The 12,571-nt window shown below is 60.6% G+C and carries 6 protein-coding genes and 1 pseudogene; 4 read left to right on the top strand and 3 right to left on the bottom strand.

The genetic code is table 11. From position 1 onward, the window contains the following. Positions 1-87: 87 nt before the first annotated feature. The 3 genes from C8K18_RS16020 (at position 88) to C8K18_RS16030 (ending at position 6,162) form a co-directional block, all read left to right on the top strand. Positions 88-1,737, top strand: coding sequence for a methyl-accepting chemotaxis protein (locus C8K18_RS16020; protein WP_107708253.1), 1,650 nt, complete (start codon positions 88-90; stop codon positions 1,735-1,737). Positions 1,738-1,745: 8 nt separating this feature from the next. After that, a complete protein-coding gene (locus C8K18_RS16025) occupies positions 1,746-4,028 on the top strand; it encodes an EAL domain-containing protein (RefSeq protein WP_107708256.1) in 2,283 nt (760 codons plus the stop codon). Positions 4,029-4,626: 598 nt separating this feature from the next. Next, positions 4,627-6,162, top strand: a complete 1,536-nt coding sequence (locus C8K18_RS16030; protein WP_165919824.1) for a methyl-accepting chemotaxis protein — start codon at positions 4,627-4,629, stop codon at positions 6,160-6,162. Positions 6,163-6,369: 207 nt separating this feature from the next. Here the strand turns inward: C8K18_RS16030 and C8K18_RS16035 are convergent, their stop codons facing one another. Continuing rightward, complete coding sequence (locus tag C8K18_RS16035; RefSeq protein WP_107708260.1) at positions 6,370-8,772, bottom strand: PAS domain S-box protein; 2,403 nt, start codon at positions 8,770-8,772, stop codon at positions 6,370-6,372. A 180-nt stretch (positions 8,773-8,952) separates the two neighbouring features. On the opposite strand from C8K18_RS16035, the pseudogene C8K18_RS16040 reads away from it, so the two are divergent. Beyond that, positions 8,953-10,097, top strand: a pseudogene (locus C8K18_RS16040) (ATP-binding protein). A gap of 1,881 nt (positions 10,098-11,978) precedes the next feature. Here the strand turns inward: C8K18_RS16040 and C8K18_RS16045 are convergent. Together C8K18_RS16045 and C8K18_RS16050 are read right to left on the bottom strand one after the other, a co-directional pair. Beyond that, on the bottom strand, positions 11,979-12,203 hold the full coding sequence (locus tag C8K18_RS16045; RefSeq protein WP_107708262.1) for an AlpA family transcriptional regulator: 225 nt from the start codon (positions 12,201-12,203) through the stop codon (positions 11,979-11,981). Positions 12,204-12,307: 104 nt separating this feature from the next. Continuing rightward, positions 12,308-12,526 (bottom strand): hypothetical protein, encoded by a 219-nt coding sequence (locus tag C8K18_RS16050; protein ID WP_107708264.1) that lies wholly within the window; start codon positions 12,524-12,526, stop codon positions 12,308-12,310. Positions 12,527-12,571 lie beyond the last annotated feature (45 nt).

Below are 12,571 nucleotides of genomic sequence, written 5' to 3' on the forward strand. Positions count from 1 at the left end.
CATAGAGTGTTCTCGAAGATAGCGGGCTTCGGATTCATGCCATCTAGGTCAACGCGGCGACTATAACGAATACATTACGGGGTGTTTATGGGTTTCTTTCGACGCGCAACCATCCGGGGACAACTTGTCATGGGCTTCGGCGCAACTCTCGCGACACTGATCGCGCTTGCCGTCGTCGCTATCTTCCAAGTTCAAAGCATTCGAATGCGGCTCGATGACATCATCGACGTAAACGGAGTGAAAGAACGTTATGCCATCAATTTCCGCGGGAGCGTCCACGACCGGTCGATTGCCTTACGCGACGTACTGCTCGTCGACAGCAAGGAGCTTCCTTCAGTAGTCCAGCACATCACGCGACTCGCAAACGATTACGAGCGCTCGGATGAGCCGCTTAGCCAGCTTTTCGCCAACAATCGCGACATCCTGCCCGCGGAGCGGCAGATTTTCAGCCGCATCAATTCGGCGCGCGACCGCACGCTGCCGCTCATCGAGGATGTCATCTCGCGTCAACGCGCCGGCGATACCGAGGGGGCGCGCCGCATTCTGCTTGGCGATGCACGGCCCGCATTCGTCGAATGGCTCGCGTCGATCAATCAGCTAATCGACCTTGAACAGGCTCGCAGCGAGCAGGAGGGAGCCGGGGCGCGTCAGACCAGCAAGGATTTCCGCCTCTTTCTTGGCTGGCTGACACTGCTTGCGTGCGGATTGAGCGCGATCGTGGCATGGCTCGTGGTGCGCAACATCGACCGGTCGATCGGAGCAGATCCGCGCGACGTCATCGCGTTCGCAGACGCGATCCGGGAGGGCAACCTGTCTCGCGAGGTGGTGCTGCGCGAGCGCGACACGTCGAGCGTCATGGCGACCGTCGCCCGGATGCGCGACACACTGGCAGGCATCGTCGCGGAGGTGCGTCAGGCGGCGCAAGGCGTGAGCGTCGCTACGTGCGAGATGGCCCAGGGCAACGACGACCTCGGCGCGCGCACCGGCCGGCAGGCGAGCGCGCTTGAACAGGCAACCACTGCACTCAGTGAATTCGACGCGAGCGTTGCGGCAAACGCGAGCAACGCGATGCACGCGGACGCGCTTGCCAAACAGGCTTCTGCTACCGCGGGCGAAGGCGGCGCGGCCGTAGACCGGCTGGTCGATGCGATGCAAGGCATCAGCGCGTCGTCGAACCGGATCGGTGAAATCCTAGCAGTGATCGATTCGATCGCGTTTCAGACCAACATCCTCGCGTTGAACGCCGCCGTCGAAGCGGCACGCGCAGGCAATACTGGACGCGGCTTTGCGGTGGTCGCGAGCGAAGTTCGCACGCTTGCGCAGCGTAGCGCCGACGCGGCGAAAGAGGTCAAGACGCTTATCGAGGAGAGCGAGAGCCGCGTCAAGGAAGGCTCGCAGCAGGTGCATGCGGCTGGGGACACCATGTCCAACGTGGTCTCGTCGTCGGTAAACGTCACCACCATCATGAGCGACATTAACGAAGCTTGCCATGCGCAGACGCGGCAGATCGGCGAAGTGCGCGACATGATCGTTCACCTAGAACGAGCCACGCAACAGAACGTCGCGCTCGCCGAGCAGTCTGGCGCCACCGCGAGTTCCTTGCAGGAACAGGCCAATGCGCTTCTTGCAGCGGTCGATATCTTCAAGCTCAACGACGCGCAATATCATGTCGCGACTGCACACGCAAGACGTGAGAGTCGCTTCCTCACGACGTCGCTGCTGTCGGCCCGAGCCTGAGCCTGATCATGAGCACGCACACCATTTCCGCGCCACCGTTGTCCCCTGGACTACCGGGCGACTCGTATCTCGATGCGTTCGTCGAAAGCATGCCCGACATGGTGTGGGTGAAGGACGTGTCGGGGATGTTCCTCAAGATCAATTCGGCGGTCGAGCGCTTTTTTGGCGTGCCGCGCGAACAGATCATCGGCAAGACCGACTTCGATTTTGTCGATCGTGATCTCGCTGAACAGTTCCGCGCGAGGGACCTTGCCGCCATGCAGGCCGACGTGGCGCAGATCAATCAGGAATGGCTCACTTTTGCGGGCGAGACCGAGCCGCGGCTCTTCGAAACGAAGAAAACCTTGATGCGCGATTCACAAGACAAGGTGCTAGGCGTACTCGGAGTAGCACGCGACATCACCGAGCATAACGCGGTGAAGACCGCGCAGGAGACGCTGAATCGCGCCTTGATGCTGATCGGCAAGTGCAACCACGCGATGATGCACGCGACCGACGAACGCGCCCTGCTGTTTCGCATTTGTCAGCTTGCAGTGGACGTAGGCGGTTATCGCGTAGCCTGCGTCGGCCTGGCAGAAGCCAACGCCGACAAATCCGTATCAATTGCCGCGTGGTCGCAAAACGGCGAAGCGTTCAGCCGGAAGATACATGTGAGCTGGGCGGAAGACGAGGCGCACTCGGGCACGATCGGCAGCGCCATTCGAAGCGGCGCCACCGTAGTCAACCGCGATTACCGGAGCAATCCGGCCATGTTGCCATGGCGGGCGCTTGCAGAAGAATACGGCCTGCGGTCGTCGATTGCGGTGCCTCTCACGCAGAACGGCGCGGTGTTCGGCGCGCTGATGATCGGCTCCGAGCGTCCGGACGCATTCGGCACGAAGGAGCAATTGCTGCTCGAAGAAATGGCTGCAGACCTTGCATTCGGCGTACAGACGCAACGCACGCGCGCCGAGCACGACTCCGCGAAGCGCCAGCTGGAGTTCAATGCTCATCACGATGCACTGACGGGCACGCCAAATCGCGTTGTCATGCGCGAGAACTTTTCGGTGGTTGCAGGCATGGCCCGCAATTCAGGGGCATCGGTCGCAGTCCTGTTGCTCGATCTCGACAACTTCAAGTTCGTGAACGACAACCTCGGTCATGAGCAAGGCGACCGGCTGCTGATCGAGGTCACTCGCAAGTTGAGGAGCCGCGTTCGTGGCAACGGTACCGTGTATCGCTATGGGGGCGACGAATTCGTGGTGCTGCTGCATCCTGTCTGCGACCTGCCGCTGCTGGATCGCTACATGCGAAAGCTGATTGATTCGTTCAGCGCACCTGTCACCGTGGGCGACGGCGTGATCGACATCACGGTCAGCGCGGGCGTGAGCCTGTTTCCGGCACACGCAGGCGAACTCGACGATCTACTGCGCTTCGCCGATACGGCTTTGCAGAAATCAAAGCGCAGCGGTAAGAATACCTTCCACGTATTCGATGAAACAATGCAATCGGCCGAAAGGCAACTTGTCGAACTTCGCTCGCAACTGCGCATGGCAATCCGGAACGACGAACTGGTGCTGCACTTCCAGCCGAAGATCGATGTGGCGAGCGGCCGCGTAACGGGTGGCGAAGCATTGGTGCGCTGGCAGCATCCCCAACGGCGCTTGCTTGGGCCGGCGGCCTTCGTTCCTCTCGCGGAAAGCACCGGCATCATCGTGCAGATCGGCGACTGGGTAATCAACGAGGCTTGCCGTCACCTCGCCTTGTGGCTAAAGCGAGGCCTGCCGTTGCAATCGGTTTCGGTCAACGTCTCTGCGTTGCAGGTACGGCGCGGAAATCTACTCGGCAGCGTCGCCAACGCACTGCGGCGTTGGCAGGTACCTGCCGGGTACGTTGAACTGGAATTGACGGAAAGTATCTTTCTCGACGACGTGGACCACGTTGTCGATCTGCTTACCGATCTGCGCCGTCTGGGCGTCAAGATCTCCATCGACGATTTCGGCACTGGCTATTCAAGCCTCGCGTATCTGAAGACGCTGCACGTCGATCGCCTGAAAGTGGATCAGACATTCACCCGTGATCTGGTTTTGAATCCGAATGCGCTAGCGATCGTGAAAACAATCGTGCAACTCGGACGCAACCTGGACTTGTCTATTACAGCAGAAGGCGTTGAAAACGCACAGCAGTTGGGCATTCTGCGAGAGCTTGGCTGCGAAGAGGCGCAAGGCTACCTGTTCAGCCGTCCCGTCGACGCGCCATCATTCGAAGCCTTTTGCCTCGCGAACGTGGCAACTTTGTCCGCGTGGAAATAGTCAGTGATTTTGGCCCCGCGCCGGTTCATTGCGACTGACTCGTCGTCAGGGGACCGCAAACACCACCTTGCCCGCCTGCGATCGGAATTAGCCTGCGTAGTCCCGAAAAAAGCCAACGCCGCTAACCGGCGTTGGCCCGAGACCTAGACACACACCGGGCAAGGATCAGCCCACTTGGTGACACTGATTACGGCAGCCGCTCTTAATTCTTTAGGTCTGACGAAGACGAGGATACCAACGCTGTTCCATAGTCAGCCGTGCCCCTCGCAGTTTCGCTTCGCGCCCCCGGCGCGTCGTCACGGCTTTGCAATTGTCCCTGACGGTTCCCGTTGCCGCCTCTCCGGGGCACTTTCGCCGGTCACGTCCTCGAAGTACGGAAAGCCTAAACCGAATCTCCGGTCTACTGAGGCGTTTGGCCATGCTGTTCCCGGTCTCCCCGGCGGCCGAGGCGGCGTAATAAGCGCGTTTGAGGTCGGGTATCCCCACTCCCGCTTTCAACAGTTTCACAGAAAGCTATTTTTGGCTTTCGTCTCTCAGCTGTGTCACACGAATGCCGTTAAGCGGTCACATATTCACCCCACAACTGAGGTTCATTACAATGAAAATCCGCACGCTCCTCGCTGCCACCCTTTTGGCACTGGCCCTTATCCTCGCCGTTATCGGAGTGGCGGGCATCTATGGCATTCATTCGACTAACGATGCCCTCGCAAGCGCGTCGGAAAACGTGCCTACCGTGATCGCTGTACTCGCGCAACAGGAAGACATTGCGCGGGCACGCTTGCAACTGGACCGCGTGACGGCGGGCCAGGCCGTGGCGAGCGCCACGACTCTCGCGTCCGCCACCGCATTGATTAGCGAGTCCGACCGCGCATGGACAAGCTACACGGCTTTTCCGGCCGGTGACGACGAGAAGCGTCTTGCCGCAGACGTCGCGCGCGCCCGCGACGACTTGTTGAACAAAGGTATCGAACCGTTGATGAGCGCTCTGAAGTCGTCGGACACGCAATCGTCGAACGCGCTTGCATACGTGGCGATTCCAAAGCTCTATGCGACATTCAGCAATGCGACCGAAAGTCTGTCCCAGTTCCAGGTCGAAGACTCCGCCAGGCTCGTGGAGGAGGGCATCGCCCGGGAGCAGAAGACGATGCTGCTCACCATCTCTGTTACGCTGCTAGGAGTGCTATGCGCGGTCGCGTCCTGGGTGATTCTGCGCAACGCCATTTCAAAGCCCCTGGCAGCGGCGACGGAACATTTTGGCGCGATTGAAGCTGGGAACCTCGCCAGCCGGATCGTGGTTGCACGCGACGACGAACTCGGTGGGTTACTGCGCAGTCTCGCGAGAATGCAGGGAAGTTTGCGCGACACCGTGATGACCATTCGCACGGGCGTCGATCATGTAGCCGATGCGGCCGATGAAATCGCCTCCGGCAATGGCGATCTGTCAAAACGCACCGAAGAGCAGGCCGCTTCGCTCGAGGAAACAGCGGCGAGCATGGAAGAGCTGACCGCGACGGTAAAACAGACGGCGGACAACACGCGTGAAGCGAGCAATCTCGCCAAGGTGGTCAGCGATGCTGCTGGCGGCACTGCCGATGCTGTCAAACGGCTCGCGGACACCATGAGCGAACTGAGGCTGGGGTCGAGCGAGATCGCAGAGATCACCGCGATCATCGAGGGCATCGCGTTCCAGACCAATATTCTTGCGCTCAACGCGGCGGTCGAGGCCGCGCGTGCGGGCGAACAGGGGCGTGGGTTCGCCGTCGTGGCGACTGAAGTTCGTGCACTCGCACAGCGTTCCGGCAAGGCGGCGAAGGAAATCAAGGATCTGATCGGTGCATCGGTGGCGCGCGTCGAGGACGGCGCGACGCAAGCTGTCGATGCGGCCGAGCAGATGGATCAAATGCTCGTGGCGATGGATCGCGTCGCCGTGTTGCTCGGTCAAATCGCGACCGCCTCGCAGGAGCAGGCGCGCGGCATCGAGCAGGTTAATACAGCCGTCTCCCACATGGACGAAGTGACACAGCAGAATGCGGCCCTCGTCGAAGAGGCTGCCGCCGCGTCTGAATCGATGAAGGAGCAGGCGTCAAGAATACGTGGCGTGGTGGCCGGTTTTAAGGTCCACGCTGCCGCCTAGCCCAGATTCCATAAACGACTTCGAGGGCCCGATTTGCAAGGTCTGGGCGGGACTTAATCGGGTGATTGGGCATGCGTTTACGTGCTTTCTTCGCTGCCGTCATTATCTCAGCTGACGAGGAAGTCTGGACCCGCTCTCTTCGTCGAGCCTGGATGCGACGCGCAAGCGGGGCCGAGTGCGCTTACTTGTCGCGCCGGTCGTATCGGCCTAGTCGTCACTGGCAGGACGGGCCGCCTGCCGCTTCTCAGCGGGCTGCAGCGCCGCACGCAGCTGATCAAGCGTAAAAGGCTTACGCAGCGCCGACCATTCGAAGCCGTGCGCCTCGTCCTGCGGGACAGCGTTTCCCGAAGCGAAAATAATCGTGAGCCGCGGGCGGATGGCAGACGCGCGTCGCGCCAGTTCGGTGCCCGACATGTCAGGCATGACGACGTCAGTGAACAGGACGTCAAAGTCATTCCCGTCAAGGATGTTCAGCGCCTGCGCCGCGCTTGCTGCGGGTTGCGGACGCATCCCGATCAGCATCAGCAGTTCGCACGTCGCGTCAAGCGACGCGACGTCGTCATCCACGACCAGGATGCGCAAGCCGTCCGCATCCCCGCCTTCGGCTGACACGGGCGCCTCGCCGGAGCGGGCGTGGCCTGGAGCGCTTTCGTCCGCTTTGGCGTCGCTGTTGCCGAGCACCTGCCTCACCTTCGAGGCGAGCTGCTGGCGGCTGTACGGCTTGCTCAGCAGTTCCACGCCCGGATCCAGTCGCCCACCGTGCACGATCGCGTTCTGCGTGTAGCCCGACGTAAAAAGGACCTTCAGCCCCGGCAACATCTGGACGGCCCTTCGAGCCATTTCCGGACTGCGCAGCACGCCTGGCATCACTACGTCTGTGAACAGAAGATCGATGTGCACGCCACTCGCCGCGATGGTCAGTGCCTGATCGGCGTTATTGGCCTTGAGCACCGCGTAGCCCAGACCGGAGAGTAATTCGACGACGGTCGATTGCACCTTCAGATCGTCCTCAACGACGAGAATCGTCTCGGTGCCGTGCTTCAGTCGACCGGGCGTGGCAGGCCTGGTATCAACCGCCACACCGGTGGACCGGGGCAGATAGATCCTGATGGTTGTTCCCTCGCCGATCTCGCTGTACAGGCGGATGTGGCCGCCGCTCTGCTTGACAAAGCCGTAGGCCATGCTCAGACCTAGCCCCGTGCCCTGACCCTCCGGCTTGGTGGTGAAGAACGGGTCGAATGCACGTTCCATCACTTCCGGGCCCATGCCGGCTCCGGTGTCTGTCACGGCCAGCATCACATACTGCCCAGCCGCGACGTCGGGGAATGCCAGCACATATTCGTCGTCGAGCGTGGCATTCGATAGCTCAAGAGTGAGCTTGCCGCCGTCGGGCATGGCGTCCCGCGCATTGATCGCCAGATTCAGGATCACGTTTTCCAGGTGATGCGGATCGACGGTGGTGTTCCATAGCCCCCCGGCAACGACCGACTCGATCTCGATCATCTCGCCCAGCGCCCGTCGCAGAAGGTCGTCAAGTGCGCGAAGCTGACGTGCGGGATTGATGACGACCGGAGCCAGAGGCTGCTGGCGACCGAACGCAAGCAGCTGGGATGCGAGCTTGGCGCCGCGATCGACGGCGTCGATCGCGTTACCGAGCCGTTCGGCGCTCCAGTGGTCGCGACCATGCCGGCTCTCAAGCAGTTCCAGGTTGCCTCGCAGTACCTGAAGGACATTGTTGAAGTCGTGCGCCACCCCGCCCGTCAGTTTCCCGAGCGCCTCCATCTTCTGCGCCTGGAACAATGCGCTCTGCGTTTGCTCAAGAAGCTCGCCCGCGCGCCGTCGCTCAGTGATGTCCCGCGTGATCTTTGCGAACCCGACGAGCTCGCCGTCCTCGTAGATGGCGTCGATGACCACGTGCGCAAAAAAGCGGCTGCCGTCGCGCCGCACCCGCCAGCCTTCGGCCTCAAAACGGCCCTCGCGCCTCGCTGTCTCAAGCCCCCTGAAAGGCGCACCCTCGACGACGTCCTCCGGGGTGTAAAAGCGCGAGAAATGTAAGCCGATGATTTCGGCCTCGCTATACCCCTTGATGCGCCGCGCTCCGGCGTTCCAGCTCGTGATGTGTCCATCCGGCGAGAGCATGAAGATGGCGTAGTCGATGACGCCCTGAACCAGCAGGCGGAAGTTCCGTTCGCTCTTGAGCACGGCGTCGTGAATCGCCCTCTTGTCGCTGACGTCGCGAATCACCTTTGCGAAACCGATCAGCCGCCCCTCGCTGTCGCGTAGCGCCGTCATCACCGCGTTCGCCCAGAAGGTCGTGCCATCCCTGCGAACACGCCAGCCCTCCGTCTCATAGCGTCCAGTCGCCGTCGCCACCCCAAGCGCCACCTCAGGTACACCCGCGGCGCGATCGGCCTCGGAAAACATGACCGAATATGGCTGTCCTATAATTTCCTCAGGCTGGTAACCTTGGATGCGTTCGCCGCCGGGGTTCCACGTCAGGACGACGCCATTCGGCGAGAGCGCGAAGATGGAGTGGTCATCGGTGGATTCAGCCCATAGCTGGAGCCAGACAGCGCTGAATCCTGCCGGTCGCGGGTCAATGTCATTCATCTGTCAGGAATTGTTGGGCTCTTCCTCCCTCGCGCGCGAGGAAAAAAAGAAGGTTATTGAAAGGATTGCGCCTGAGCGGGTCTATATTCAAACAGCCACCCTCTCAGGCCGTGTTTCATTCCTAGGAAGCTGACGCATCGTTAGTTAGCCCGTCGTCGGGACTATACCCTCAGGAAAGCCATGCGACTCTCGCTGTTTATCCCGGCCAACATCGAAGCGATTCTTGCCGAATGGGAGTCCTTTGCCGCCACGTTACTGCCGGCCGCGCAGGGACTGTCGCCCCTTGAGTTGCGCGACCATGCGCAGCAGATCCTCGTGGCGATCGCCAGGGACCTCTCCGCACCGCAGGGGAAACAGGCGCAAATCGACAAGTCGAGAGGTCTGACGCACGTGTCTGACCAGGCTCCCGAAACGGCTGCGCAAACCCATGCGGTGCTGCGCGCGCGGCACGGTTTTGATATCAACCAGCTGTGCGCGGAATACCGTGCGTTGCGCGCCGTTGTACTTCGACTCTGGCTGGATGAAGGCGGGGCTGAACCACCCGGACTGGACGATATCGTTCGCTTTAACGAAGCGATCGATCAGGCGCTGACAGAGTCGGTAAGTTTCTTCAGCAGCCAGGTGGACCGGTCACGCAACCTTCTCCTGGGTATGCTCGGGCACGACATGCGCAGTCCCCTGCAGACCATCCAGATGACCGCGCATTACCTTGCGAAGCTCGACGATGACCCGCAGGTGTCCGCCGCTGCAACCCGGCTGATCAGGAGCGGCGCGCGCATGCAGGGGCTGCTCGATGACATGCTTGATTTCAGCCGCACGAAGCTTGGCCTCGGTATCGGGGTCGCGCCCACACCCGTCGATGTGGCCGCTCTGGTTGAGGACGAACTGGAGCAGCTGCGGGTGGCGCACGGAACGCAGCGGCTGCACCTTGATGTGACCGGGGACACCAGAGCATTGTGCGATGGCCGGCGAATCCAGCAGATGCTCGGCAACCTTGTCGGAAACGTGCTCAAGTATGGGGAGCGGACGACGGCCGTGCAAGTGGCTGTCAGCGGCCGGAACGAGGAAATCACCATTGCGGTCAGGAACAGCGGACCGGCAATACCGCCGTCCTATGCCGTGTGTTTGAACCGCTGGAGCGTGGTCCCGGCGTAGAAGCGGGGGTAGGTTCACAGGACAGTCTGGGTTTGGGACTCTACATTGCAAGACAAATTGCCCGCGCCCACGGAGGGGAAGTGGACGCAAGGTCCGACGAATCTGAAACCGTCTTTACCGTCCTCCTACCTCGTCACGCTTGCGACGTCCATGAAGATCGACCACCCTGAACAAGGCAAACTGGCTAGTGATTGTGCAGAGTTGGTGCCGACGAACCACTCCAGAGATGTCATTGGACTTGGCCTGTATGGCCGTTCTCAAACATGATGGAGACGCGAGAAGACTCTCGACGAAGGGCAGTAACGGGTCGACAAGCGTCTCTCGCCACATCGCCCGCGCCCCCCGAAAACCCCCGCTCTCGAAATGCTCCACATGCAGGCGTGCGCGCCGACAGTCACCGACGCCATAGCGGGACTGGGGCGCTCCGCGAGGATGCCCCGTCATGACAGCAGCGTCCCGCTGCCCTACCCTGCCTTGGCGCGAGTGATCAACGCGAGCCCGATGGCCGCGAGCGTGGCCGCTAGCTAACTGTTTGTCGACTGCCAAGGGCACCTCACTGTTTCTTGACTGAAGCGGACACGCCGCAACCAGGAGGTCGGCTGAGCGTCGTGCGCAAGCGACGACCACCCGCCGCATCGTAGTCCCAAAGTTAGTTGAGAAGTAGTAACAAAATCAGTTGTGCGAGCGCCTTTCTCCAGAGAAGCGGCAGATGTCCAGAAACGAAGGGGCGGATAGCCACAACTATCCGCCCCTTCACTTTTGCATGTCAGAACCGGTGGCTTTTCCGCGCAGCTTGCCCAAGGCCCGCCCAACAAATGTCGCGCGGCAGGAAGAAGCGTCGTTCGAGTGTATCTCGGCGCACTGGACATTCGACGTCGAGTCCGCGAATAGACACGATGAAAGTAACAGTCCTTCCGTTCAACGAGAATAACGGGCGCTCAGTCAACGACTTCCACGAAAAACCTCATGATTATTTCCAGCCTTCTTGCGTTTGCAGTGTGCCGGTAAGCAGTGATCTCCTCGGACTTTGGAAGCGGCGAGATCGGCAGTAGCTTAACGCCTCGACTGGCATGATCGACCATAGTCGATAAGACCCCGGTGCTCCGTCTCCGCGTGGCGGTCGTGCGTCGGCGGTCCGTGATCGTGGCGGAGTGAAGCTAGCATGACCGTTAGTTGCACCGTCAGAATGAGGTATCCGCCAAGGTGAGTTCGTTTTGCGCGAGCGAAATTCGCCTCTGTTTCTCGGTGCAGATGGTCGGGCAAAATGCCGACAGCGGTCCTGCCGGCAATGGCGGCCGGTTGTAAACACGGCATGGGCGCTGTGCCTGCCGAAGAGCGCGCCCTACGCAGTAAACAGGAACCGCTTCATGCGACACTCGGCATAGCGTGTGAGAAGCCGCCATTCGGCACTGTCGGCCGTCGACATGAAGACGAGAAGCTGCACGGGCAAGTGCGCGTCGCCGGATGCAAGGGGCCGGCCCGTCACCGCGCCAAGGTGGGCGTGAACAGCCGATCGGCATGCGGACAGTTACCGGCGCCGTAGCGACGCAATGCACCCTGATGTTCTTCGCGCGGACGCAAGACCTATCTGCGAGCACTCGACAGCGCAGCCGGCAGTGACATGCGGAAGACAGGAATGCGCCTTCCGCGTTCCGGTCCGTCAGCGGGAACAACCGCCTGCTACGCACCCATTGGGGCGAGCGCAATCTGAAAAGCATCCTCGCTTCAGCCCACCATCTAACGCGTGGATCATTGGAGAACGCTCACGCCTGTCGCGCCGGGCGACGCACGACAGTCGCGCTCCTCCCGTCTGCGCTGTTAGTAGCTATCGCGAAAAAACTCGGGAGGGTCGATGCCGTGGCCTCCGGGCTAGGCTTCCTGAAAAGGTGGACTACTCGGGAATCTTTCTGGCGGCGACGGAGATGCTATTAAAAGGATAACGAAGCATTTTTTGTAGCATTACGATCGCACGACTCAAGCTTTCCAAGTCCGCGTTTTGTCGCGCTCAACGGCTTCCTTCACACAAACCGCCGCGACAGAATCGAACAAAGCTAGGTTGCTCCGCGCCCACTGGCCTCAACGCGGTCTACGATCCATGCATCAACGTCGGTCTCTAGCCATGCAACCCTCCCACCACCGATTTGTACTGGCCGTGGAAATTTACCTTCGGCCAGATACCGATAGACAGTACTTGTGCCTAGGCCAACACGCAGACGCAGCTCGCGAAGGCGAATCAAACGTTGCTTTGCCGGATTCTCAAGGACTTGATCACCCATCGCCAGACTCCTTCTGAAAGCGTCCGACACGAACCGGACATATAGCAATCTAGAGCGCAATTCGGAGCGTGACAAATACCCGCCGGGAATGAAATTGCGCGAACTCAGAGTCGTGTCGCGCTGGCCTCGTCCCCAAAGTTCCCAGGAGTTCCCGTCTCATCCGGCGAAGAGGCGAAGCCTCGCCTTGGCAAGAGGAAATGAAGCCGAATCCTTCCGATTTTTATCGCGTAGCCAATCAGCGGGATGAGTTCGCCTTTGCGCCACTGTTCCCACATCAGCGCTTTCTGGCTCTCGCTGTAATAGATCCGGGTTCTGTACTTCATCTGCAACACTCCCGCTGCTCACGCAGCTTCGATTGTGTTGCATCG

The organism is Paraburkholderia sp. GV068 (assembly GCF_003058125.1).
GTDB classification, from domain to species: domain Bacteria; phylum Pseudomonadota; class Gammaproteobacteria; order Burkholderiales; family Burkholderiaceae; genus Paraburkholderia; species Paraburkholderia graminis.

Bases quoted from the DNA above. Each gene is read 5' to 3' on its own strand.
- C8K18_RS16035 (WP_107708260.1), bottom strand. From the start codon at position 8,772: ATGAATGACATTGACCCGCGACCGGCAGGATTCAGCGCTGTCTGGCTC.
- C8K18_RS16025 (WP_107708256.1), top strand. From the start codon at position 1,746: ATGAGCACGCACACCATTTCCGCGCCACCGTTGTCCCCTGGACTACCG.
- C8K18_RS16045 (WP_107708262.1), bottom strand. From the start codon at position 12,203: ATGGGTGATCAAGTCCTTGAGAATCCGGCAAAGCAACGTTTGATTCGC.
- C8K18_RS16030 (WP_165919824.1), top strand. From the start codon at position 4,627: ATGAAAATCCGCACGCTCCTCGCTGCCACCCTTTTGGCACTGGCCCTT.
- C8K18_RS16020 (WP_107708253.1), top strand. From the start codon at position 88: ATGGGTTTCTTTCGACGCGCAACCATCCGGGGACAACTTGTCATGGGC.
- C8K18_RS16050 (WP_107708264.1), bottom strand. From the start codon at position 12,526: ATGAAGTACAGAACCCGGATCTATTACAGCGAGAGCCAGAAAGCGCTG.